The 23402-nt window shown below is 66.2% G+C and carries 19 protein-coding genes and 1 pseudogene; 5 read left to right on the forward strand and 15 right to left on the reverse strand.

Features of this window, described 5'->3' with window-relative positions:
- Nucleotides 1-21 precede the first annotated feature (21 nt).
- From Q362_RS22305 to Q362_RS0112595, 10 genes are all read right to left on the reverse strand, one after another.
- Nucleotides 22-1251, reverse strand: coding sequence for a PAS domain-containing protein (locus Q362_RS22305; RefSeq protein WP_028318976.1), 1230 nt, complete (start codon nucleotides 1249-1251; stop codon nucleotides 22-24).
- A gap of 219 nt (nucleotides 1252-1470) precedes the next feature.
- A complete protein-coding gene (locus Q362_RS0112555; RefSeq protein WP_028318977.1) occupies nucleotides 1471-2124 on the reverse strand; it encodes a flavodoxin family protein in 654 nt (217 codons plus the stop codon).
- Between the two features lie 179 nt (nucleotides 2125-2303).
- Nucleotides 2304-3656, reverse strand: coding sequence for an alginate export family protein (locus Q362_RS0112560; RefSeq protein WP_028318978.1), 1353 nt, complete (start codon nucleotides 3654-3656; stop codon nucleotides 2304-2306).
- A gap of 175 nt (nucleotides 3657-3831) precedes the next feature.
- Complete coding sequence (locus tag Q362_RS0112565; protein ID WP_245590221.1) at nucleotides 3832-6300, reverse strand: helix-turn-helix domain-containing protein; 2469 nt, start codon at nucleotides 6298-6300, stop codon at nucleotides 3832-3834.
- Nucleotides 6297-6713 (reverse strand): alternative ribosome rescue aminoacyl-tRNA hydrolase ArfB, encoded by a 417-nt coding sequence (arfB, locus tag Q362_RS0112570; protein WP_028318980.1) that lies wholly within the window; start codon nucleotides 6711-6713, stop codon nucleotides 6297-6299. The genes Q362_RS0112565 and arfB overlap by 4 nt, the downstream gene beginning before the upstream one ends.
- Nucleotides 6714-6723: 10 nt before the next feature.
- On the reverse strand, nucleotides 6724-7335 hold the full coding sequence (pncA, locus tag Q362_RS0112575; RefSeq protein WP_028318981.1) for a bifunctional nicotinamidase/pyrazinamidase: 612 nt from the start codon (nucleotides 7333-7335) through the stop codon (nucleotides 6724-6726).
- Nucleotides 7332-8765, reverse strand: a complete 1434-nt coding sequence (locus Q362_RS0112580; RefSeq protein WP_028318982.1) for a nicotinate phosphoribosyltransferase — start codon at nucleotides 8763-8765, stop codon at nucleotides 7332-7334. The genes pncA and Q362_RS0112580 overlap by 4 nt, the downstream gene beginning before the upstream one ends.
- A 155-nt stretch (nucleotides 8766-8920) precedes the next feature.
- Nucleotides 8921-9193, reverse strand: a complete 273-nt coding sequence (locus Q362_RS0112585) for a hypothetical protein (RefSeq protein ID WP_028318983.1) — start codon at nucleotides 9191-9193, stop codon at nucleotides 8921-8923.
- Nucleotides 9194-9406: 213 nt separating this feature from the next.
- A complete protein-coding gene (locus tag Q362_RS0112590) occupies nucleotides 9407-10414 on the reverse strand; it encodes a serine/threonine protein kinase (RefSeq protein ID WP_028318984.1) in 1008 nt (335 codons plus the stop codon).
- Nucleotides 10415-10779: 365 nt separating this feature from the next.
- Nucleotides 10780-11178, reverse strand: coding sequence for a winged helix-turn-helix transcriptional regulator (locus tag Q362_RS0112595; protein ID WP_084312672.1), 399 nt, complete (start codon nucleotides 11176-11178; stop codon nucleotides 10780-10782).
- A gap of 114 nt (nucleotides 11179-11292) precedes the next feature.
- Between Q362_RS0112595 and Q362_RS0112600 the strand changes: the two genes are divergently transcribed.
- The 3 genes from Q362_RS0112600 (at nucleotide 11293) to Q362_RS0112610 (ending at nucleotide 12807) form a co-directional block, all read left to right on the forward strand.
- Nucleotides 11293-11928: a flavodoxin family protein gene (locus Q362_RS0112600; RefSeq protein WP_028318986.1), complete on the forward strand. Its 636-nt coding sequence runs from the start codon at nucleotides 11293-11295 to the stop codon at nucleotides 11926-11928.
- Nucleotides 11929-12027: 99 nt separating this feature from the next.
- Nucleotides 12028-12216 carry an NADPH-dependent FMN reductase family protein gene (locus Q362_RS24280; protein ID WP_211248489.1) on the forward strand — a complete coding sequence of 63 codons (189 nt, stop codon included), beginning with the start codon at nucleotides 12028-12030 and terminating at the stop codon, nucleotides 12214-12216.
- Nucleotides 12217-12297: 81 nt separating this feature from the next.
- On the forward strand, nucleotides 12298-12807 hold the full coding sequence (locus tag Q362_RS0112610; protein ID WP_028318988.1) for a nitroreductase family protein: 510 nt from the start codon (nucleotides 12298-12300) through the stop codon (nucleotides 12805-12807).
- A gap of 32 nt (nucleotides 12808-12839) precedes the next feature.
- On the opposite strand, the gene Q362_RS0112615 is transcribed toward Q362_RS0112610, so the two are convergent.
- Entirely contained in the window at nucleotides 12840-13784 is a 945-nt protein-coding gene (locus Q362_RS0112615) for a universal stress protein (protein ID WP_028318989.1), read from the reverse strand.
- 390 nt (nucleotides 13785-14174) lie between these two features.
- Here Q362_RS0112615 and Q362_RS0112620 point away from each other — a divergent pair, with 390 nt between their 5' ends.
- A complete protein-coding gene (locus Q362_RS0112620) occupies nucleotides 14175-15869 on the forward strand; it encodes a potassium channel family protein (protein ID WP_028318990.1) in 1695 nt (564 codons plus the stop codon).
- 193 nt (nucleotides 15870-16062) lie between these two features.
- Complete coding sequence (locus Q362_RS20515; protein ID WP_245590222.1) at nucleotides 16063-18192, forward strand: LTA synthase family protein; 2130 nt, start codon at nucleotides 16063-16065, stop codon at nucleotides 18190-18192.
- A gap of 139 nt (nucleotides 18193-18331) precedes the next feature.
- Here Q362_RS20515 and Q362_RS20520 read toward each other — a convergent pair.
- From Q362_RS20520 to Q362_RS20530, 4 genes and pseudogenes are all read right to left on the reverse strand, one after another.
- Nucleotides 18332-19981 (reverse strand): annotated as a pseudogene (locus Q362_RS20520) (MFS transporter).
- Nucleotides 19982-20391: 410 nt separating this feature from the next.
- On the reverse strand, nucleotides 20392-21843 hold the full coding sequence (locus Q362_RS0112635) for a catalase (protein ID WP_028318991.1): 1452 nt from the start codon (nucleotides 21841-21843) through the stop codon (nucleotides 20392-20394).
- 255 nt (nucleotides 21844-22098) lie between these two features.
- Entirely contained in the window at nucleotides 22099-22992 is an 894-nt protein-coding gene (locus tag Q362_RS20525) for a LysR family transcriptional regulator (protein ID WP_084312674.1), read from the reverse strand.
- 77 nt (nucleotides 22993-23069) lie between these two features.
- The coding region (locus Q362_RS20530) for a transposase (RefSeq protein WP_028317152.1) at nucleotides 23070-23402 on the reverse strand (333 nt) is incomplete at its 5' end.

A 23402-nucleotide genomic window follows, 5' to 3' on the forward strand; every position in this document is an offset into this window, starting at 1 on the left:
GTAAGCGGCCACCGCATCCGCTCAGATCTGCTCCCGCAGGGACCGGCTGTAGCAGTCGGGGCAGATGCCGTGGCTGAAACGGGCGTCGCTGTGCGCGGTGATGTACTTTTCCAACTGTTCCCAGGCATCCTCTTCGGTGCGGATTTTCTTGCAGTACATGCAGATGGAGATGATGCCCTCGAGCCGCTTGATCCGGGCCAGGCTCGCCTCGACCTCCTCGTTCCGGCGGGTCAGCAGCTCCTGCTGCCTTTTCTGCTCGGAAATGTCGATGACCGAGAACACGGTGTAGGTTTCGGGGCGATGGTCGCCGAACACGATGGTCTGGCCGTGGTCCTTGGCCCAGAACCGTTCGCCGTTGTGGCGCCGGTAGAGCACCTCGCCCTCGAACCGGCCGGTCGCCTCGATTTCGGCGTAGATCACCCGGCCGAACGCCTCGAACATCTCCTCGTTCTCGTACAGGCAGCGCACCGACCGGCCCGGCAGGGTTCCGGGGAGAAAGCCGAACATGGCTTCCATGGCCGGGTTGCATTGGACGATCACCCGGTCGCGGAGGATGCAGAGCCCGGTCGGCAGGGCGTCGAGGATGGCCTTCTGTTCCTGCATGGCCTCCTGCAAGCGCTGGTCGGTCTGTTCCTTGGACAGCACCAGCATGCTGATGCCGTTGGCCAGCATCAGGTAGAACAGGATGGCGAAGCTGACGAACTGAATGGGATTTCGGGAAAAGAGGATGAATTCATCGGCGGTGGCGAGGGCCATGAACCCGCGGATGCCGGCGGTCAGGGCCAGCAGGCCGATGCTCCAGCCCATGAAGGCCCGCAGGGGGGAACTCCGCGAGCCGCCCCGCAGCATCGCCCAGGCCGCCAGCGCCAGAATCGGCACGGACAGCAGGGTGGAAACGGCCAGCCGGCCGCTGGCCGCAAGCGGTGTGGCCAAAAGGACGCCCAGCAACGCGTAGATGAGGCTGGCCCCTTGCAGGATGGGAGGAACCGGCCGATTCGAGATCCGGAAAATCGCCCAGCATTCGTAGGCGAAACCGGCGAGCAGACAGAAGTCGCCCAGAGTGTAGCTGAGGACGTCGGCGATGGTGTCGCGCCCGGCGAGCAGCAGCCAGCCCAGGCCCTGCAGGAATTTGGCCGCGGTCCAGAAATCGTTGCGCAGGCGGTGCTCCCGCCGCGTCTGCAGCAGGATGAGCACCACGCCGAAGACAAGGTTGCCGAAGGCCAGCGTCAGAATGATCGTTCGTATATCCAAAAGTCCTTCCATCCCTGCCGGGCAGGGGATTCGCACCCATCGGTGATGCCGGGGGCCGGGCGGCCGGAGCGGTCAACGGCCGGACAGAGACGGCCCGGGGCTGCCGCCCGGCAAAAAACGCGGCCGCACCATAGCCGGAAAAGATCGGAAAAGCAACGGTGTCGCCGCGGATGTCCGTGGGGATCGCCGGGACGGAGACCGGCGGCAGGACGGTCGCGGTCAGTCCTTGGCCGCCAGCCGTTCTCCCAGCGTGAACGCCCGCCGGCAGTCCTCGGGAAAGACTTCGGCCCGCCGCGCCGCTTTCTTGGCCGGATCCATGTATTCCATGATCACCTTGCCGTAGTCGGGGAACTGGTAGGTATCGAAGCTGCACAGGGTCTCGGTCTCGAAGCCGAAGGCCCGGGAGAGCGCGGCCTCGGTGGCGTCGAACATCGCCGGGTAGCCCATCTGCGCGCACCGCTCCTCGTCGACGTTCATGGTGTAGACGACGGCGGTCCGGATCGTCCGGGGAAAGATCGAGCGCGGCGGCTGGCTGTAGATCAGCGGCGGGAACAGCAGCCGTTCCAGAAAGGAGCGCATCTCGCCGGTCATCTGGCCGAAATAGATCGGCGATCCCAGGATGAGCGCGTCGACCGTGGTCTCGATCCGTTCCAGCACCGGCCGCAGTTCATCCTGCATGGCGCAGCGGCCGTTGCTCGGCCCATCGATCATCTTGCAGGCAAAGCAACTGGTGCAGCCCTTGTAGGCGAGGTCGTAGAGATGCACCAGCTCCGTTGTCGCCCCCCGCCCGGCGGCCCCGTCGAGCGCCTTGGTCAGCAGGGTGGCGGTGTTCCACTTTTTTCTCGGGCTGCCGTTGATGGCCAGAACATGCATGGCATTCTCCTCGGTCGTTGCGCTTGCCCGGCCAACCGGGCGAAGCTGGTTTGCGGATACGCGTTCGGGGACCATGGGCGCGGCACCTGGTGGCGGTATTCCTTGCCGCCGTGCCGGCTCCGACGGCCGGTGCCGGCTGGGCCGGACGATCGGGCCAGGCCGTCATCCGGCCGACCGTTCTAATACCGCACCGTGGCCATGACCATGGTGGCGGTCCAGTTGTCGTCGCCGCCGAAGCGGGCCGTGGCGCCGTCGCCGGGAACGGCCAGGGCGCCCACCAGGCTGAGGGTCAGGTGGCGGCCCACGGTCCAGTCGGCGATCAGGTTCCACTCGTCGACATAGTGATCGCTTCGCACTCCGAAAAAGCGCGGATCGTGGAGGCTGAAGCGGTAGTAGAACAGGTTGAGCGTCAGGGGCTCCGTCGGCCGTATCTTGAGCCGGAGCATGTGGGCGTCGAGGTTGGTGTTGAACAGGTCGTACTCGCCGGTGATCTCGCCCTGGAACCAGGAACCCCAGTCGGTGGCGCCGTAGAACAGGACGTCGTAGTCTTCGTCGAAACTGGCGTAGCGGTAGGTCAGCTCGGGCTCCCAGGGCAGGGTGCTCCACCGGTAACCGGCGGCCAGGTACCAGCCGAAGCCGGCGTCCAGGCCGTTGTCGCGGTGCTCGCGGACGAACTCGCCGTCGAGGGTGAGCGGATGCAGGACCGCGGGGCCGTTGCCCAGGGCGAAGGGTCTGACGCTGCCGCGCAGGTTGGTCACCCGCATGCCGTCGCGGCTGGGCAGGTCGGATTCGATGGCGGCGAGGCTGCCGCCGAGGTTGACCGCCGGCGCGGGGGCGTAGGCCAGGGTGCCGCCGCCGGCCCAGGTGTTGTTGGGGAAGACGCTGTTGTTCTCGAAATAGAACAGATCGCCGGCCCAGGCACCGCTTTGCATCCGGGCGATGGCGGCGTAATCGGCGCTCTTGCGGCCGCCGAGATACCAGGCCGCCCGCCGGAATCCGGCGCCGCCCTCGCTGGAGAAGAGGAACCCAGTGCCGGTGGCATAGATCTGGCGGCCGAAGGAGAGGTCGAGGAAATCGCGGTCCAGACCGCCGAACAGGGTGCCCGAGCGCCAGCCGGCATAGGCCTTGTCGATGCCCAGCCAACTGACGTCGCCCATGCCGGCGGTGGTGGCGTCGGCGTCGATGCCGCCGAAGGTGTTGGCCTGGACCGCATCGATCCTGGCGTACAGGCTCTGGGTGTTGGGCAGCACGTGGCGGCCTTCCAGGCCGGGGCGGACGAGCGATTCCCACCAGGAACCGACCGTGTGCCCGCCGAGGATGCCCCTGTCGTTGCCGTACCAGGCGTTGTCCTGACTGAAGAAGGCGAGATCGAGGCCGAGAGTGACTTGAAGGAAGCTGCCGTCGGCGTTGTGGTAGAAGAGCAGCGGGCTGGCGTCGTTCTCGGCGGCCAGCGGTACGGAAGGCGGGACGAGCACGGCCAGCAGACCGGCGATCAGGATGGAGACGGGAAAGATAGACCGGGGTGGGCTCATGGCATCATGGAACGGGACGGCAAGGGAGTGCGGGCCGGGCAACGCTTCCCGCACCCGGTGGAAGCGGCCGGGGATATCCTCGGCGGATTTTTACGTGACCGTGTCGCGCGCGTCAAGGCTTTGTCGCTTCTTTGTATCGAAGCGGCCGGATGTCCGGCAGGGCGCAAGCGGAACCCTACCGGTTGGTTTGCGAATGGAGGTGGGCCAGGGCCAGGTTGATCTCGCCGAAGGAGTAGCCGTCGCCGAGGGCGGCCTTCAGCGCCTTGAGGGAACCGGTGGGCAGCGAGGCGATGGTGGTTTCCAGTTCGCGCAACCGGTCCGGGGCGAGCAGGCCGTCGATGGCCAAGGTCCCGTTCTTGACGAAATGGGCCAGATGCCCCTCGACGGTCTGGAGGGTGAGGCCGCGCTGGGCGGCGATCTCCGGGATGGAGTGGCCCGCCTGGAGCATTTCCAGGCTGACGGCCTTGGTGTCGGACCGCTGTCCCGCTGGCTTCGGTGCGCCGGTCGGACCGATGGCGGCCGGGGTGGGCAGGGTGACCGTTTCGATGCCGTGCTCCCTGCGGTAGTCGGTCACCATGGCCACGATCTCCTTGCCGTACCGCTCGGCCAGCCGTTTGCCGATGCCCTTGATGGTCTGCAGGGCCTTGACGCTGTCCGGCAGATGGACGGCGATCTGGATGAGCGTTTTCTGGTGCAGGACCAGGTAGGGGGCAACGCCCGCGGCCGCGGCCGTGTCGTTGCGCCACTGGCGCAGGGTGCGGAACAGGACGGGATGGCCGACGTCGGCTTCGGTGAAGAGCGCGTCGGCGGCTGGAGCCGGCCGTTTCTCTTTTTCCATGGCCGCGACCGACAAGGCGCGGAGATACCGGCCGGGCGAGAACTCCTCGCCGCAGGCCGCCACCACCGCCAGCTTGATTGCGCATTCCCGCCGAACCAGCTCGACGGTTTCCGCGATCCGCTTGCGCACCTCCTTGTTGTCCGATGCGATTTCCAGCGTCTCAAGGCAGGGTTGGAGCACGGCGGCGAACCGGTCCCGGAAATAGACGCCGGCCTTGGCCAGCCGTTCCCGGACGACCGGATCGGCGGCCGGTTCGCGGTGCGGCGCGAACAGCGACTGCAACTGGAGCCGGAACCGGTCGCCCACGGCGCAGATGGCCTCCTGCGCCTGCTGCCGGACCGTGAACGGGTCGGCCGCGGCGTTGACCTGCACGATGCCGGCATTGTCCCGGAGCAAGCCGGCCAGGCGGCCCAACAGCCTGGACAGGTTCCGGAAATCGAAGCAGGCGAGCAGCAGTCCCTGCTGGTAGCGAATCCTGGCGGCGGCGAGATCGGTTTCGGTCGGGGGGTGGGACGCGGTCCGGCTGACGAAGTCGTGGACCGCCGGGTCGGCCGCCACCGTCCGGGCGGCCAGCGGCGAGCTGAGCACCAGCCCCTCGAAGCTGCGGCAGCGGCTCAAGCCCACATAGACCTGGCCGTGGGCAAAGGCGGCCTGGGCGTCGATCACCACCCGGTCGAAGGTCAGCCCCTGGCTTTTGTGGATGGTGATCGCCCAGGCCGGCTTGAGCGGGACCTGCTCGAAACTGCCGACCACCGTGGGCGTGATCTCGGCGGTCTCGGCATCGACCGCGTAGTCGATGTTCTCCCAGCGCACCGGCCCGACCTCGATGGGCTCGGTTTCGCCCGGACAGACCACCCGGACGCTGTGCCGTCCCATTCCGGCGACGGTGCCGATCTTGCCGTTGAAGAACCGTTTCTCGGGCGAGGCGTCGTTGCGCACGAACATCACCTGGGCGCCTGTTTTCAGCTCCAGGCCGGCGGCGGTGGGATAGGCGTATTCCGGGAAGCTGCCCTCGATTCCGGCCTCGAACCGGCGGACATCGCCGGACAGGGCGGCGAGCCTGGCCGAGTTGATGGCGTCGGCATGGCGGTTGTGGGTGCAGAGGGTGATGACGCCTTCCTCGGGCGCATAGTCGGGGCGATAGCGGGCGTTGAGCGCCGCCAGGCCGGCGGCGTCGAGGCGGTTGTCGCGCACCTTGCCCAGCAGGTCGATGAAGCGCCGGTCCGACTGGCGGTAGATCCGCCTGAGTTCGATCGCCACCAGGTCGAGCCGCTGCAGGGCGAGGCTGCTGAAGAAGTAGGGCGAACCGTAATGGGGCCGCAGGACCTGCCACTCCGTGTCCTTGACCACCGGCGGCAACTGGTGGAGATCGCCGATCATCAGCACCTGCACGCCGCCGAACGGCTGCTCCGAGCGCCGGTAGCGTCGGAGCACCGCGTCGACCCCGTCGAGCAGATCGGCCCGGACCATGCTGATCTCGTCGATGACCAGCAGGTCGAGGCTTTGCATGAGGTTGCGCTTGTCCCGGCCGACCCGGTGCCGGTCGTTGCGCAGGGCGGCGCCGGGGACCAGGGGGCCGAAGGGAAGCTGGAAAAAGGAGTGGAGGGTGACGCCGCCGGCATTGATCGCCGCCACCCCGGTGGGGGCGGTGACCACCAGCCGTTTGTGGGTCTGCTCCCTGAGCCGGTGGAGGAAGGTGGTCTTGCCGGTGCCCGCCTTGCCGGTCAGAAAGACAGTGCAGTCGGTTTCCTCGACAAAGGCGCGGGCAAGGCCGAGTTCGGGGTTGGGCTCCTGCATGACCATCATTCGGGTGTGCGGCGCAGGGCCTTGAGCCGGGATTGGCGGGCCTTGGCCTCCCGTCGCCGCTGTCGGGCCGCCGGGGACGGCTGGGTGGGCCGCCGCCGCTTGCGCGGGGTCGCGGCCGTGCGGATGATTTCGGCCAGCCGCTCCAGGGCCGCTTGCCGGTTTTTCTCCAGGCTGCGGAATTCCTGGGCCTTGAGCACCAGGACCCCGTCCTCGGTCAGCCGCTGGTCGCGGCGGGCCAGCAGCCGCTGCTTGACCGCTTCGGGCAGGCTGGAGGCGCGGATATCGAAGCGCAGATGTACCGCACTGGCCACCTTGTTGACGTTCTGGCCGCCCGCGCCCTGGGCGCGGATGCCGGTCAACTCGATCTCATCGCTGTCGATGGCCAGGGTGGGGGTGATGACAATGGCGGGCATGATGCGCTCCTTACGTCGCTGTTCCCCGACGGGCCAATTCGGCGACAACCTCGTCGGTGGTGCACAGGCGCGTCCCGGCCCGGTGCATGGCTGCGAGGGCGCGGTCGCTGTCGCCCGGTTGCAGGTCCACGCCGGCGACGGCGTCGATGAGCACCGTCACCGCCAGGCCGCGTTCGCGGGCGTCGAGTGCCGTGGCCCGCACGCAGTAATCGGTGGCCAGGCCGCCGATGACCAGATGATCGACCCCCTGTGCCGCGAGCACCTCCGCCAGGGTCGCGCCCGCTGCGGTGATGCCGTCGAAGGCGGAGTAGCCGTCCAGGCGCTCGTCGATCCCTTTGGATAACAGGAGGGTGCCGGCGGGCAGTTGCAGGTCCGGATGGAAGTCGGCACCGGCGCTGCCCTGGACGCAGTGCACCGGCCACAGACCGCCATACGCCTGAAAGTGGGCGGTGTGCGGCGGATGCCAGTCCCGGCTGGCCAGCACCGGCAGACCGGCGGCGGCAAAGGCGGCGGCCGCCCGGTTGAGCGGGGCCACCACCCGGTCGCCGTCGGGCACGGCCAGGGTGCCGCCGGGGCAGAAATCGTTCTGCACGTCCACCAGGATCAGGGCCGGGCCGTTCATGCGTCGTGCCTCCCCGCGTGCGTGGCCTGGATCAGGGCGCAGCGCAGCTCCTTCAGGCGGGCCGAGATCGACACCTTGTAGCGGTGCGGATTGACGAAGCGGCGGCAGCCCTGGGGCAGGAGCGCCAGCTGATGGCGGCAGCGCTCGGCCATCCGGTCGAGCGGTTCCGGGTCGAGCAGGCGGCGGCCATCCGCCATTACCGGCCGGCGCAGGTCGACCAGCCGGACGTGTGCGGGCAGGGTGGTCCGCTGCAGGGGGTTGACCGGATCGAAGACCGTGTCCCCGGCGGCAACGGTGTCGTCGTCCAGGCAGATCACGTCCTGGACGAAGCCGCCATCCGGATCGACGGCGCGCAGCAGTCGCTTGCTGCCCGGCAAGGTGGCCTTGGCCATGTCGCTGGTGATCTTCATTTTCGGTTGGCCGTCGATGGCCACCAGCTTGTAGACCCCGCCCAGGGCCACGCCGCCGGGGCCGGCCGCGGTGGCCAGCTTGGTGCCGACGCCGTAGATGTCGATGCGGCCGCCCTCGTTGCGGATGGAATCGATCACCAGTTCGTCGAGTTCGTTGGAGGCGAGGATGCGCACCTCGGGAAAACCGGCCGCGTCCAGCATGCGCCGGGCCTCGCGGGAAAGGTAGGCCAGGTCGCCGGAATCGAGCCGGATGCCGCGCAGGCTGTGGCCGCGCGCGTGCAACTCGCCGGCCACGGTGATGGCGTTGGGCACGCCGCTGGCGAGGGTGTCGTAGGTGTCGACCAGCAGCACCGAACTGTCGGGAAAGGCGGCGGCATAGGCGCGGAAGGCGGTCAGTTCGTCGGCAAAGGACTGGACCCAGCTGTGGGCGTGGGTGCCGCGCACCGGCAGATCGAAGCGCATGCCGGCCAGGACGTTGCTGGTGCCCGTGGCCCCGCCGATACAGGCGGCACGGGAGGCGGAGAGGCCGCCGTCCGGCCCTTGGGCGCGGCGCAGGCCGAATTCGATCACCTCGCCGTCGCCGGCGGCGTGGCAGATGCGGGCCGCCTTGGTGGCCACCAGGGTCTGGAAGTTGATCAGATTGAGCAGCACGGTCTCCACCAACTGGACCTCGGCCAGCGGACCCGAGACGGTGAGCAGGGGATCGTTGGCGAAAACCACCGTGCCCTCGGGGGGCGCCACCACCGTGCCCCGGAAGCGGAAGTCCCGGAGAAAATCGAGAAATCTGGGCTTGAAGAGGCCCAGGCCGCGGAGATAATCGATTTCGTCCGCGGAAAAGCGCAAGTGCTCCAGGCAGGCCAGCGCCGGCTCCAGGCCGGCGAACACCGCATAGCCGCCGGCAAAGGGATTGGCGCGGAAGTAGAGATCGAACACCGCCTGTTTGTCGGCCATCCCCTCTTCGAGATAGCCGGCCAGCATGGTCAGTTCGTAGAGATCGGTGAGCAGGGGCGACAGGCGCATGGGGCACCTCCGGGCGAAGATCGTTGGCGGCTACCGGCCGGAAGGGCCGTCTGCCGCCGCTTCGGGTGAAGGACGTGGAGGATGGGGGCGGGTTGCCGTTTCGTCGGCGTCGGCACGGCAACCCGTCGTGTGTCCGGTTCGGTTCCGGTGCGGCCTTAACGGCAGGGCACGGCGGTGCGGAAACTGTCCTTGGTCCAGATCATCTGGCCGTCCGGCGTCTTGCCGTCGGCCTTCCACTTGTCCATCACCTGGAGGCAATAAGACCCCATATTGATGATTTCCGGCTCTTTCTGGCCGGGGGTGTCGCCGCCGATGCGCATCAGGTCCGGATTGGTCGACTGGTAGTTGGGGGCGATGGTGGCCGCGCCGCAACCGGCCAGGGCCAGGGCGGCAACGGCGTAGGCGGCAAAGACGCACATTTTTTTCATGGTTCGTACTCCTTGAAGATGATGAGTTGCTGATGCATTACGTCTGCGTCCGGTGTCGTCGCTGCGGGCGGCGTCGGGCGCGGGCGGGTGGTTCGTTGTTCCGGCGGCCGTGGGACACGGTCGGGACCAGCCGGTCGAAATGTACCGGACCGCAGCCGTTTGCGAAAGTCTTTTCAGCCAACCGTACCGGCCGGTTTTCGCGCCGGCGCGGTCCTATTCCCGCAGGTTGCCGAACGGTCGGCCGCCCTTGCCGATCCGTTCCAACTGGTCGTGGAGATCGTCGATCTCGACCTGCCAGTAGGTGCGTGAACCGAAATCCGGCACCACGGCGGTGGCCCCGTCCTCGACGACCTGATGGGCGCACCAGGCCGAGTAGTGGATGAAGCGCATGGCGCGCAGGGGTTCGATCAGGCGGAGCGTGGTCCGGTCGAAGGGCCGGAAGGTTTCGTACCCCTCGATGAGCAGGTCGGTTTCGACAAAGGCGTCCGCCAGACGCCCCGGCAGGAGCATCCAGAAGTCCTGCACCGGCGGGCCGACGACCATGTCGTCGAAATCGATCAGGAAAAAGGAGCTGTCGGGACGGTACACCAGGTTGCCGGTGTGGCAGTCGCCATGGATGCGGATGGTGTCGAGACCGGCAAACAGCGGGGTGACGGCGGCGATGAGCCGGGCGGCGGCCCGGGTGTAGGGTTCGAGCAAATCCGCCGGAATCAGGCCGCTGTCGCGGATATACGCCACCTGGGCCGCGGTGGTGACCGTCGGGTCCAGGCGGAACCGGTGCGGCGCCGTCTGCCGCGCCCCCACCATGTGCATCCGGCCGAGCAGCCGGCCGACGGCCAGCCACTGTTCGTCGTTGAATTCGTCGACGGCCCGGCCGCCCCGGCGCGGAAACACGGCAAAGAAGATGGCGCCGCACTGGCCGATGGTGCCGCCCTGCCGCAGGGGCAGCGGCGCGATCACCGGAATCTCCTCGGCCGCCAGTTCCCGCAGGAAATCGTGTTCATCCCGGAGCGCCCGCAGGGACCACCGTCCCGGCCGGTAGAATTTGGCGATCAGCCCGTCCCCCGCGGTGCTCTCCAGTTCGTAGACCCGGTTGATGTAGCTGTTGCAGGTCCGGCAGAGATTGGTGCAGGCGGTGCCCAGCGCCGTCTCGACCGCCTCCAGGATCCGCTCGGGGGTGAGGCCGTGGAAAGCGGCGTGGGAAGGGGTGGGGGTAGCCATGGCCGGTCCTTGTCGGTGGGAGAAGCGGTTGTCCGAAAAACCTGCCTGTGGCGCAGGTCCGGGGGTATGCGATGTACTGCAATTATTTTACCACGTCCGCGTAAAAAATGGTCGCGGTTCTCCGGGGCGCAAACGGCTTGTCGGGAATGCATGGGGAAAATATAAGAAATTCCAATGGATAAAAATTGTGCCGCCAGGCGTTCACTGCGGTCCCAGGGGGAGGCATGGCTGGAGGGCGCTCGGGCGTGGGCCCGTGTGGACGAAAGGAGACGGTGGTGGCGGGCCGGGGAATCGTCGGCCGGCGGCCGCCCGCCGTTCATCTCTTCCCGGAATTGGTCCCGGCTCAGAGACCGGCGGCGGATACTTCAGGAGCGGAGATAGTCCTGCCCCCAATCGCACATCATTTCCAGGACAGGGGTGAGGCTCCGCCCCTTGGCGGTCAGCGAATACTCCACCTTGGGCGGCACCTGTGGGTAGACCTCGCGGTGCACCAGGCCGTCCGCCTCCAGCTCGCGCAACTGCTGGGTGAGCATCTTGCGGGTTGTCTCCGAGAACTGACGCTGGAGCTCGGAAAAACGCATGGTTGTCTGGGCCAGGTGCCAGAGGATGGAGGCCTTCCACTTGCCGCCGACCACGGCCAGGGTGACGTCGATGCCGCAGGTGTAGGCCTTGTCCCGGTACACCAGAATGCCTTTGCCCGCCTGGCCCGAGGGGCTTGCCGCCCGCGCCGGCAGTGTTCCCGTTTTGGTACTACGTTCACTCATAGATACTACGTTCCAGAAAAGTACGTTATTGACGTGGCGCAACCTATGGCGCATTATAGGCGACACGATGGCGGAAGGGAAGAACAACATCACTCATACCCAAGGAGAAAGGACATGAAAGTCGTCGCATTCAACGGCAGTCCCAATGCAAAGGGCAACACCTGGCACGCGCTCACGATGGTGACCGACGAGCTGGAGAAGGAAGGCATCGCCACCGAGATCGTCCACGTCGGCAACAAGGCGGTGCGGGGCTGCCTGGCCTGCGGCCAGTGCTTCAAGAAGAGAAACGAGCAGTGCATCCAGACCGAGGACCCGGTCAACGAGTGGATTCAGCTGATGAAGGGCGCCGACGGCATCCTCCTGGGCTCGCCGGTTCACTATTCGGCCGTTGCCGGCACCATGAAATCGTTCCTCGACCGGGCCTTTTACGTCACCGGCTGCAACGGCAGCATGCTGCGGCACAAGGTCGGCGCCGCCGTGGTGGCGGTGCGCCGTTCCGGCGGCCTGCCCGCCTTCAACCAGTTGAACAACTTCCTCTGTTATTCCGAGATGCTGCTTCCGACCTCCAACTACTGGCACGTGATCCACGGGGCGCGGCCGGGCGAGGTGACCAAGGACGAGGAAGGCATGCAGATCATGCGCACCCTGGGCCGGAACATGGCCTGGCTGATGAAGCTGGTCGAACACGGCAAGGGCGCGATCGCCCCGCCTGCGCCGGAAAGCAAGGTATGGATGAATTTTATCCGCTGAGGCCGGGCACGGCGGTCCGCCGGGGCCGCCGTGCCGTTCCGGTTCGCGGGAAAACGTATCCGAAAAGCGCATGGTCTGCCGGGCGGGTTCAACGGCGACATGCTCGGCATCCTCAGGCCCATTCATCGCGGCATGCTGCAATTCGTCGGTTTTGATGTCCTGGCCCCGCAGATCGTCTACGGACCGGCGCATATGGACGAGCGGCAGCGCCGATCCGAACTGGAGCGGTACCGCCTTCGTCTGGCCCGCATCGCCGGCGAGGAACCGATCGAGGCCGGCCGGTATTGATACTGACATTGAATCGTTGAATCGACCCGGTGGTCGCCGCTGCCGTCGGGTCGGTTTCGGCGGTCCCTCACAGGAGACACCATGGAACTCATCGAAGTCCTCGCCACCCGGCGAAGCGTGCGCCAATTCCGGGACCGTCCGGTCGCCGACGAACACATCCGGGCGATCATCGAGGCCGCCATGCTGGCCCCGTCGGCGGGCAACCAGCAGCCCTGGCATTTCGTCGTGGTCACGGACAGGGCGAAACTCGCCCGCATCCCCGACTTTCATCCCTACAGCGCCATGATGCGCACCGCGCCGGCGGCGATCCTCATCTGCGGCGATCCCACCGGCACGCCCTGGCCGGAATTCTGGGTCCAGGATTGCAGCGCCGCCGCCCAGAACGCCCTGCTGGCGGCGCGCGATCTCGGCCTGGGCACGGTCTGGGTGGGCGTCTATCCGGTCGAGGAGCGCATGGCCGGATTCCGCCGGCTCCTGGCCATCCCCGAGCACGTCCATCCGTTCGCCCTGATTCCGGTGGGCTGGCCGACCGGCCCGTTTAAGGCCGCCGACAGAAGCAGGCCGGAGCGCATCCACCGGGAGAGCTGGTAGGCCCCGCAATCCCGCCCCGGCCGGTACCGGGATCAGTAAGCCTTCACCGGCGACACGAACCCGTTCGGTTTCAGGGCCACCAGGGCGCAGGACAACTCCTTCATGATGTTTTCGGCGGTGTTGCCCATGATGAATCCCTTGATGCCGGTTCTGGCCACCGAGCCCATGACCAGGATGTCCACCGCTTTGCCCCGGGCAAAGGCCGGAATGCGTTCCTCCGCCCGCCCCTTCAACCGGTGGACATGCATGATGCCGCCGTCGATGCCGGCCTCGTGGATCAACCCCTTCAGCCCGGCGTGGTGGGAGGATTGGGCATAGTCCACGGCGCCCTGGATGTTCTTGTCCGGGATGTTCGCCTGGTAGCTGCGGCGCAGGTAGCGTTCGAACTCGAAGTCCCAGCACGAGACGATGTCCAGCTCGCCGCTGCAGGTGTCGGCCAGGGAGCGGGCCAGGGCGAGCATCCGCAGGGAGAGGTCGTGCTCGGCCTGATCGCGGCTCTCGGGATTGATGGCCACGGCGACCCGGATCTCCCGGTGCGGGTGCGAGATCGGGCGCGCCAGCCACACCGGGCAGGGGCACTTGCGCAGCAGGGTCATGTCCAGGGCCTTGAACCCCTTGGGCTCCTCCTGGGATTCCGCCTCCTTGATCAGGAGGTCGTGGCCTTCCCGCAGGACATGGCGGATCATGCCGATCGCCTGCGGCGCATGGTCGCCCGCCACCTCGATCCTGACCGGAACCGTTCCCTCGTCCAGGGAGAGGGCGTCCCGGGCCGCCCGTACGGCGATCTCCGCCTGCTGCTGCATGAATTCCCGGAATTTTTCCCGGTACCCCTCCTGACTCTCCGGCAGTTCCGTGTAGACGAGCAGGATGGTCAGGGGGGCCTCGTTGGTCCGGCACAGGCTGAGCGCCTGTTTGAGCCCCTCGATATCGTCACTGAGGCCGGTGCTGGCGTAGAGAATATTATGAAAATGGCGCATGCGGTACTCCTTGTTCATGAAAGCGGCTGGTTCGGTTGGAAACGAGGCGCCGGCCGCCGCTGCGGGGAGTGGCGGGCTCCGGGCGGCTGGTCTTCATGTATTACCATAAATTCTTTCGACCGCATCAAGAAAAGGTCCCATGGTTCGGCCCGGCCTGTTCTCACGGCATCCGTCCGGGCGGTCGGGCCGCCCGGCAGGCATTTTCCCGCCGCCGCGCCCTCGTGGCCTGTGCGGCCTTGACGTCTTCCGGAACTTTTCATACTGTGGTTGCACCCCACGGCGCTCCGGCCGGCGGCCAGCGCCGCCGCCGTCCGGACCGCGGGCATCGCGGGACGGGCCCACGTGCGTTCCGCCTGTCCATCAACCCGAACCGGTTCAACCTCGGCAGGCATGAAATACCTTCCCTCCCAGCTCGTCTTTCTCCTGCAGGACAGAAGAGCGCGCCGCAACATCCGCTCGCTCGCCGAATTCGCCCTGTTCCTGCTCGTGATGGTGGTGATCTACAGCTACCTCTTTCATGTGATCATGGCCCACGAAGGCCGCGATTTTTCCGCCATCACCGGCCTGTACTGGACCCTGACCGTGATGTCGACCCTGGGGTTCGGCGACATCACCTTCCACAGCGATCTGGGCAAGCTGTTCTCCATAGTGGTGCTCTTGTCCGGGATCATTTTCCTCCTGGTGATGCTGCCCTTCACCTTTATCCAGTTTTTTTACGCCCCCTGGCTGGAGGCCCAGAACAAGTCGCGGGTTCCCCGGGATCTGCCGGCCGAGATCGGCAACCACGTCATCATCACCTGCTACGACCCCATCGCCATCGCCCTGGTGCAGCGGCTCAAGCAATACGGCCACGAGTACGTCCTGCTCGCCTCCGAGATGCAGCAGGCGCTCGATCTGGTCGATCAGGGCTACAAGGTGCTGGTGGGCGAACTCGACGACTCGGAAACCTACCGGCGGGCGCATGTCGAGCGGGCGGCCCTGGTGGTGGCCCTCAACGACGACATGAAGAACACCAGCATCGTCTACACGGTGCGGGAAATCGCGCCCCGCGTGCCCATCGTCGCCAACGCCGACCTGGACGACTCGGTGGACATCCTCGCCCTGGCGGGGTGCAGCCACGTCTTCCAGTTCATGAACATGCTGGGCCGGTCGCTGGCCCGGCGCACCCTGGGGGCGCGCACCCATGCCAACGTCATCGGCCGCTTCGAGGATCTGGTCATCGCCGAGGCCCCGGCCATGCGGACCCATCTGGTGGGCAAGTCGATCCGCCGGCTCGGCCTGCGCCCGGCCACCGGCATCACCATTGTCGGCCTGTGGAACCGGGGGCATTTCACCCTGCCCCGCCCGGATACGGTAATCGAGTCGAGCACGGTGCTGGTGCTGGCGGGTTCGGAGGCGCAACTGGCCACCTATGGCGCCTATATCGGCGAAACCGAGACGCCGGCCTCGGCACCGGCGCTCATCCTGGGCGGCGGCCGCGTGGGCAAGGCCGCGGTGGGCACCCTGCGGGAACAGGGGATGGCCTGGCGCATCGTCGAGAAGAATCCCCGGATCAGCGAGGAGGAAGAGAACTACATCGTCGGCAGCGCCGCCGACCACCAGATCCTGATCAAGGCCGGCATCGAGACCGCGCCCTCGGTGTTCATCACCACCCACAACGACGACGTCAACATTTACCTCACCATCTATTGCCGCCGCCTGCGGCCGGACATCCAGATCATCAGCCGGGCGACTCTGGACCGCAACATCAATCTCCTCCACGCCGCCGGCGCCGACCTGGTGATGTCGCACGCCTCCATGGCCGCCAACACCATCATCAACATCCTCACCCCCGACCGGGTGCTGATGCTCACCGAGGGCCTCAACATCTTCCGTTGCAGGATGCCGCAGCCGCTGGTCGGCAAGGACCTGCTCACCAGCGGCATCCGCGAGAGCACCGGCTGCAGCGTGATCGCCATCTTCCGGGAGGGGAGCCAGCGCATCAACCCAGATCCCACCGAGACGCTGGCGGCGGACGACGAGCTGCTGATGATCGGCACCGCGGCTTCGGAAAAAACCTTTGTCGAGAAATACCCCGATACGTGAGCGCCGCCGCCCCCGCCGATCGACGCCGGTCCGCCGCTTTTGCTTTGCATTGCCTCCGCCGGCGTGTATACATCCGTATGAACGCCCGTTCGCCGCTTGCCGGCGGAGGCGCGGCCCCCGCCGCCGGTGCGTCAACCTTCCCCTGGCCCGTGTCGGCCGTTTTTTCGCAACGTTCCGTATGATCGCTTCCTCGTTGACCAAAATACATGCGCTTTCCTCCATTGCCCTGGCGACGGTCTGTTGCCTGCCGGTGGCCGGCCGCCTCTGGGAAAACGGCCTGACCGAACCCATCGGCCTGCTTTCCGACGTCGCCGCCGCCGTTCTCCTCTTCGCCGTCGCCCGGTGCAGCCCCCCCTGGCTGCGGGTGGCGCTGGTCGTGATCTGGGCGGTGTTCCAGGCGGCGGCCATCGAGTTGTTCGCCGCCCTGCAGCGGCTGCCGACCTGGCACGATCTGCGCTATCTGACCGATCTCGACTTTGTCAGCGCCAGCATCGCCGGTTTCAACCTCTCCGCCCCCTGGCTGGTCGGCCTGCTGCTGGCCGCATCGCTCGCGGTCGCGGTCAGGCCCGCTCCCCGCCGGGGCAACAAGATGCTCATGCCGGGCATGGCGGCGGCGCTCTGTCTGCTCGTGGCCCAGGGCCTGGTCAGCCGCCGGTACGACGAACAGCCCGTCGCCGCCCGGTACAACGGCCTGCACTGGTTCGTGGAAGACGCCCTGTCGTCGGTGCTGTACCGGGAACCGGGCCCGATAACCGAGGCGGCGCTGCCCGAGGGGCTCCGCCGGCTCGATCTGGAAGGCAACGCCCTGATCGCCGGCAAGGGGCGGGCCAAAAACGTGCTCATCGTCGTCCTCGAGGGCATCACCGGCCTCTATCACCCCGAGATGCGCAAAGCCATGGCGGTCGAGACCGACGAGCTGACCATGGACAACCTGAGCCGGAGCACGGCCGAGGGGATGCTCATCCCCGATTTCGTCGTCCACAGCCACCAGACCATCCGCGGCCTCTATTCGCTGCTGTGCGGCGACTACAGCAAGCTCTCCTACGACACGCCCAAGGCCTTCGAACTGCTCCAGAATCCGTCCCGGGCCGGGGAATGCCTGCCGGCGCAACTGGCGGCCAACGGCTGGTCCACCCATTTTCTCCAGGCCTCCGGCCTCCAGTTCATGGCCAAGGACAAGGTCATGGAGACCATCGGTTTTCAGCGGGTCCACGGCAGCGAGTGGTTCACCGAAGCCAATCCCTTCCCTTTCGAATGGGGCGCGATCGACGAGGTCTTCTTCCGGGGCGCCCGCCAGTACATCAGCGGCCTGCGCAAGAAGCGCGCCCCTTGGATGCTGACCCTGCTCACCGTGGGGACCCATCAGCCCTACGGGGTGACCGACGAGGCCGCCGAGCAGTATCCGTCGCGCAAGATCGCCAGCGTGGCCGAACTCGACCGGACGGTGGCCCGGTTCATCGACGGCCTGCGCCGCGACGGCGTGCTCAAGGACACACTGGTGATCGTCACCTCCGACGAGTCGCACGGTTCCGACCTTGCGGACTGGATCAGCAGTTGGGGGCTGGGCATCGTGCTGGCACCGGAGCAGCGGCAGTTGCCGCGGCTCAAGGCGGGCGGCTACGGCCTGGTCGACATCACCGTCTCGATTCTCGATTACCTGGGGCTGGCCGCCCCGCCCTCGGTGATCGGCCGCAGCTTTTTCCGCGACTACGACCGGCCGCGGGACATGGTGTCGTTCACCGCCTCCAAGCTGCGCTGGCTGACCGGCGGCACCCTGCGCTACGAATGCACCGACAACGGCAGTTGCCGGGTGGGCAGGGCCGCCAGCATCCTCGGCGAGCCGCCCGAGGATTTCCGCCGCGACAGAAAGGGGGAGGGCGCCCGGATTTTCCCCATTGCCCGGACCCTGGACAACAAGCTGCTGGCGCATCCGGGACCGAAGGTGTTGCAGTTCGCCAGCGGCGAAATGCGCAAACTGCCCGACAAGGTCGGCAGCGAGTGGTCCGAGAACCTGGTCGGGGCGCAGTATCTCGATTTCCCCGCCGAATCGACCGTGCACGTCTCGGTGCGGGTCAAGGCGGTCAAGGCCCCGGCCAGGGGGATCAACCTCAACTTGCTGATCAAGGAGTGGGACGCCGACAGCCACGAGATTCCCTTCGACAACTTCCCCGTCCTCCATGCCGGCGACGAGGGCCGGGTGGAATTTTCCTTCTACAACCCCAAACCGCGCCAATCCTTTTCCTTCTTCCTGGTGGGCGAGGGCAAGAACGGCCTGGTCCGGCTGGAAGACTTCACCGTGACCATCGACCAGAACAGGAGTTGAGGCCGGCGGCGATTCTCCGGTTGCCGGCGGGACCACCCCGGGCGCAGGACCTGCGCCGCCGGTCGTGCCATGGCCCGCAGCAGGCGCGGGTTTCTTTTCGTGGAAAACAGCCGGTCCTTGCGGCGCATGTCCTTCTTGCCTACGGTTCGCCTCCGGAAGCGTCGGGACGTGCCGACAGGGGCGGCATGCGACGCCCGCCCGCGGCGAGGAGATGCGAGACCAGGGGCATCCGCCCGCCGCTCTGCAGGGCCTGGATGCGGAGTTGTACTTCCCGGCCGCTGACCGTCACCCGCTCGTGCTGGCGCAGGTGTTCCAGCCAGGAGGAGACGAGGAAATATTCGATATAGCGGCCGGGCTGGGCCGCGTCTTCAAAAAGTCCCCAGGAATAGGCGCCGTCATGGCGGCGCTCCGCATGCAGTTCCCGCATGGCGTTCAGAAAATCCGCCACGTTTTCGGGGTCCACACGGTATTCCACGGTCACCAGCACCGGTCCCCGGTCTTGGTCGATCTCGCCGTCGACCAGCGGCTCCGGCCAGTGCATGGAAGGCGCCAGTTGCAGGGCGAGACCCTGCTGCAGTTTCCAGCGGGCACTGAGCGGGATGAAGAGCAGGGCCAGCAGGGCCGCGGCGATCAGGGCCGCCTGGATGCCGAACATGCCCGCCGTCTGGCCCTAGACGAGGCTGCCGGCGGTCATGGAGCCGAAGAAGACCGTGACGAAAATGGACAGCCCGCGGGCCCGCACCCAGTCGGGCAGCGCCGTCTGGGCGGAGACGCCCAGCGAGGTGAGGATCGCGATCCAGGAGGTCCCGGCCACAAGGCTGGCCAGGCAGGCCGCCGCCGGGTTGTTCACCATGGCCAGGACCAGCATGGCCAGGGCGGTGCCGCAGGTGCCCAGGTGCACCAGCCGGTCCGCATCCATGCGGGCGCGCAACCAGGGCAGGGCAAAGGCGCCCAGGACCGCGCCCGTGCCGACGCAGCCCAGGACAATGCCGTAGAGTCCGACGCCGCCCCCCAGGACGCGGCGCACCACCAGGGGCAGCAGGGACCAGAAGGCGTTGGCGAACAGGAAAAAGGCGACGGCGCGGATCAGGGTCGTCTTCAGGGGCGCGCTGTGGCGGGCGTAGCGCAGCCCGGCCAGCATGGCGCCGAGCAGGTGTTCCGGCGGCAGCGACGGTTCTTTGCCGGCCTGCGGCCGCCACCAGAGGAGGGCGGCGACCACGGCGAGAAAACTGACGGCATTGGCGAAAAAGGGCACGGTGATGCCCAGGGCGGTGATCAAGAGGCCGGCCAGGGCCGGGCCGATGGCGCGGCTGATGTTGACGCCGACGCTGTTGGCCGCGATGGCCCGCTGAAGGGAGCCGGGAGGCGCCAGACTGGGAACGATGGCCTGCCAGGCCGGGGCGGTCAGGGCCGCGCCCGTGCCCATGAGCAGGGTGAAGAACAGCAGGCTCCAGGCGTTGACCAGGTCCAGCAGGACGATGCACCCCAGACAGGCGGCCACCAGGCCCATGAAGATCTGGACGGCGAGCAGCAGGCGGCGGCGGTCGAGGATGTCGGCCAGCGCCCCGGCCGGCAGGGAGAAGAGAAAGACCGGCAGGGCGGTGGCGCCCTGCACCAGGGCGACCATGAGCGGGGCAGGCGAGAGCGATGTCATCAGCCAGCTGGCGCCGACATCGTGCATCCAGGTGCCGATGTTGGACAGGACGGTCGCGGTCCACAGTACCGCGAAGGCAGGGGAGGAAAAGGGGGAAGGGCCGGCCGCGCTGCTTCTGTCTGTTTCAGCGTCCATGTTTTTTCCTTTCCGGAGAAGTGGTGGCAAAAGCGGTGGCAGACGGTCCTGATAAAAAATGCAGGGGAGAGTGGCGAAAATCCGGAAAACAGGCGGCCCCCCGGAGGTCAAGAGGGGCGGCGGTTGCGCCGCGAGCCGCGTTTTGTCGGAATATGCAATGGCCCTCCACACACAGAATGTCCGTCTGATCGGGGCGCGGAACAGGGAGGCGGTCGCCGGGGCGCGCGGTCAGCGGAGGACGCCGGGGCTGGCCGTTTTACGCCGAGGCAACACCCCCCGTGGTCGAAATCAGGAAGGCCGCCCGCAAGGCGCGTCAGGCGCCCCGCCGCCCGGCCGGCCGGAGCATAACCCCGGTCCGGCCAAGCGGCGGCATCGCCCGCACTTCCCGATTGTCCGCCTGACCGGGGCCGTCAGCCTTTGACGCCCTTGGCGATCCGGTCGCCGATTTTCTGGTCGATCTTGCGCCAGTATTCGAAGGCGCGCTGCAGGACGGGCTCCGAGACCCCATTTTTCAGATGGCCGACCACATTGGCGACGAGTCGGTCCCTCTGGGCGTCGTCCATGACCGTGCGGACCAGGGTGCCGGCCTGGCCGAAGTCGTCGTCATCCTTGCGCAGGGTGTAGGCGGCACGGACGAAGTCGCCGCTGGCCTTCCAGACCTCCACCTGCGGATAGCGCTCGCCGTCGGCCTTGGGGCCGCCCTTCGAATTGGGCGCGTAGACCGGGTCGGACACATTCTCCACCCGCATGGCGCCGTCCTTGCTGTAGCTGTGCACCGGGCATTTCGGCCGGTTGACCGGGATCTGCTTGTAGTTGACGCCCAGACGGGCGCGGTGCGCGTCGGCATAGGAGAAGAGGCGGGCCAAAAGCATCTTGTCCGGGCTGGGGCCGATACCCGGCACCAGGTTGTTCGGTTCAAACGCGGCCTGCTCGATCTCGGTGTGGAAATCGGTCGGGTTGCGGTTGAGGGTCAGCCGCCCCACCTCGTGCAGGGGATAGTCCTCGTGCGGCCAGACCTTGGTGAGATCGAAGGGGTTGAACCTATAGGTTTCGGCCTCGGCAAAGGGCATGATCTGCACCCTCAGCGTCCAGGTGGGATACTCGCCCCGCCTGATCGCCTCGAACAGATCCCTCCGGTGGCAATCGGAGTCGACGCCGGCCAGGCGGTCGGCCTCTTGCTGGGTGAGGCATTCGATGCCCTGGTCGGTCTTGAAATGGTATTTCACCCAGAAACGCTCGCCCTTGGCATTGACCCACATGTAGGTGTGGCTCGAGTAGCCGTTCATGTGCCGCCAGGTTTTGGGGATGCCCCGATCGCCCATCAGCCAGGTGACCTGGTGTGCCGACTCGGGCGAGAGGGTCCAGAAGTCCCACTGCATGTCGTTGTCGCGCAGGCCGTTGTCGGCACGGCGTTTCTGCGAACGGATGAAGTGCTGGAATTTCATGGGGTCACGCAGGAAGAACACCGGCGTGTTGTTGCCGACCATGTCGTAGTTGCCCTCGGTCGTGTAGAACTTCAGGGCAAAGCCGCGCGGGTCGCGCCAGGTGTCTGGGCTGCCGCGTTCGCCGGCCACCGTGGAAAACCGGATCAGGGTGTCCGTCTTGGTGCCCGGCTGGAACACCGCCGCCTTGGTGAAGGCGCTGACGTCCTTGGTCACCTCGAAGTAACCGAAGGCGCCGGCGCCCTTGGCATGGGGTTGGCGTTCCGGGATCCGCTCCCGGTTGAAGTTCGCCATCTGCTCGATCAGGTAGTAATCCTGTAGCAGGATGGGGCCGTCGGGCCCCACGGTCAGCGAAAACTCGTCGCTGGCCACGGGAATGCCGGCGTCCGTGGTGGTGGGTTTGCGTTGGTCGTCTTTCATTGTACATGCCTCCTTTGATTGTGGGTTTTCACCGCCAAGTCCGCATGGACTCGGCAACCATCAAGGTGCAACCGGGCCGGTCGTTGCCAGCCTGCCCGGAAAATACGTTGAGATAGACCTGCTTGCGCCTGCTGCTGGATGGAAAAGATTCTTATTTATGACATAGCCTCGGTGTTGTTTCATCCTTTTTTTGGGATACGCCGGAAAAAGACCGGGCCGGACGGAGGTGCATGAAGACGGTGGGAGCGTTGGCGCTTACCTGCCTCTGTTCCGGCTGATCAAGACGTGATCGAGGAACTGGCCGATGACCGGCCGATCGTCGGCCCGGCGCCACGCGGCGGTGAACCGTATGGGAGCGAGCCGCTCCCTGATCGGTTTGAAGACCGAATCCGGATGCGGCAGGCTGGCGGCATCGGCGGGCATCAGGCAGACGCCGGTGCCGGCGGATATCATTGCCAGCGCCTCGAACAGGCTGTTGACCTGATGGCGCATGAGCGACTTGAATCCCGCGCTCCGGCAGGCATCGATGATGGTCTGGTTCCTGCCGGGAAAGCTCGCCTCGCTGTAGCCGATGAAATCGTCCCCTGCCAACTCCTTCAGGCTGATCTGCCTGCATCCGGCCAGCCGGTGACCGGAGGGCAGCACCGCCTCCAGCCGCATCTCGAACAACACCCTGGTGGCGAACTCGTCATGGACGTCGCCACTGGGATGGCCGATCAGGGCGATGTCGATCTGCTTCTTGCCCAGCGCCTTCAACTGGTCGGCCGGTGAAAGTTCGTGAATCCTGACCACGAAGTGAGGGTGCGATTCGCGGAAGGACTTCAGGGTGGAGCCAAAGAAGGAGCCCAGCGAGGAGGTGATGAATCCGATGATCAGTGGCGGGGGCGCATCGGGCTGGTTCCGGATGCTTTGCGCCGCCTCGTTGCTCAGGTGGAGGATCTGGTGGACGTACACCAGCAGTTTCTCGCCGGCCGGAGTCAGGGCGAGGCCGAACCGTTCCCGCCTGAAAAGAGGGGTGCCGAGTTCGTCTTCCAGGTCACGGATCAGACGGCTCATGGCCGGCTGGGAAACGTTCAGTCGGCGGGAAGCCCTGGTAATGTTCAATTCCTCGGCCGCGGCTAGGAAGTATCTGTAATGACGCAGTTCCATGCCGTATTGCTATGCTAAAAAAGCATGTCTGGCAACGAAAAAAAGTATGAGTCGTCCCTCCTGAAAAGGCTTAGTGATTATCTATAAATAATCATGACCTTGTTCAGGACAATCATGGCGGCTGCCAATGTGTTGAGTGCAATGTACGAGAGATCTGTCTTCTCGTATCGTGGTATCAATTTGCGAAACCGGTTGAACCATGAATGTGCTAACTCAACGACCCAGCGCCGTGCCTTGAACGAAGGATCTCTTTCGATCAATTTTTTCTCTTCGCCTCGTGGGCGGATGTGGGGGATGAAGCCATTGGAGAGTACAGTATCCTCCTTGCCCACATATGCTGCATCAAGGCAGAGATTTTGCGGAGTATCCTTTTCTTTTGGCGCCACCACTCTGTTTTTCAGCAAAACGTC

It is taken from the genome of Desulfobulbus elongatus DSM 2908 (assembly GCF_000621145.1).
Classification (GTDB): Bacteria; Desulfobacterota; Desulfobulbia; order Desulfobulbales; family Desulfobulbaceae; genus Desulfobulbus; species Desulfobulbus elongatus.

What these genes read in the sequence shown, in the direction of transcription:
- Q362_RS0112565 (WP_245590221.1), bottom strand. Translation starts at nt 6,300, where the DNA reads ATGATGGTCATGCAGGAGCCCAACCCCGAACTCGGCCTTGCCCGCGCC.
- Q362_RS0112560 (WP_028318978.1), bottom strand. Translation starts at nt 3,656, where the DNA reads ATGAGCCCACCCCGGTCTATCTTTCCCGTCTCCATCCTGATCGCCGGT.
- Q362_RS0112615 (WP_028318989.1), bottom strand. Translation starts at nt 13,784, where the DNA reads ATGCGCCATTTTCATAATATTCTCTACGCCAGCACCGGCCTCAGTGAC.
- Q362_RS0112600 (WP_028318986.1), top strand. Translation starts at nt 11,293, where the DNA reads ATGAAAGTCGTCGCATTCAACGGCAGTCCCAATGCAAAGGGCAACACC.
- Q362_RS0112610 (WP_028318988.1), top strand. Translation starts at nt 12,298, where the DNA reads ATGGAACTCATCGAAGTCCTCGCCACCCGGCGAAGCGTGCGCCAATTC.
- pncA (WP_028318981.1), bottom strand. Translation starts at nt 7,335, where the DNA reads ATGAACGGCCCGGCCCTGATCCTGGTGGACGTGCAGAACGATTTCTGC.
- arfB (WP_028318980.1), bottom strand. Translation starts at nt 6,713, where the DNA reads ATGCCCGCCATTGTCATCACCCCCACCCTGGCCATCGACAGCGATGAG.
- Q362_RS20525 (WP_084312674.1), bottom strand. Translation starts at nt 22,992, where the DNA reads ATGGAACTGCGTCATTACAGATACTTCCTAGCCGCGGCCGAGGAATTG.
- Q362_RS0112595 (WP_084312672.1), bottom strand. Translation starts at nt 11,178, where the DNA reads ATGAGTGAACGTAGTACCAAAACGGGAACACTGCCGGCGCGGGCGGCA.
- Q362_RS0112580 (WP_028318982.1), bottom strand. Translation starts at nt 8,765, where the DNA reads ATGCGCCTGTCGCCCCTGCTCACCGATCTCTACGAACTGACCATGCTG.
- Q362_RS0112585 (WP_028318983.1), bottom strand. Translation starts at nt 9,193, where the DNA reads ATGAAAAAAATGTGCGTCTTTGCCGCCTACGCCGTTGCCGCCCTGGCC.
- Q362_RS0112555 (WP_028318977.1), bottom strand. Translation starts at nt 2,124, where the DNA reads ATGCATGTTCTGGCCATCAACGGCAGCCCGAGAAAAAAGTGGAACACC.
- Q362_RS24280 (WP_211248489.1), top strand. Translation starts at nt 12,028, where the DNA reads ATGCTCGGCATCCTCAGGCCCATTCATCGCGGCATGCTGCAATTCGTC.
- Q362_RS0112620 (WP_028318990.1), top strand. Translation starts at nt 14,175, where the DNA reads ATGAAATACCTTCCCTCCCAGCTCGTCTTTCTCCTGCAGGACAGAAGA.
- Q362_RS0112590 (WP_028318984.1), bottom strand. Translation starts at nt 10,414, where the DNA reads ATGGCTACCCCCACCCCTTCCCACGCCGCTTTCCACGGCCTCACCCCC.
- Q362_RS0112635 (WP_028318991.1), bottom strand. Translation starts at nt 21,843, where the DNA reads ATGAAAGACGACCAACGCAAACCCACCACCACGGACGCCGGCATTCCC.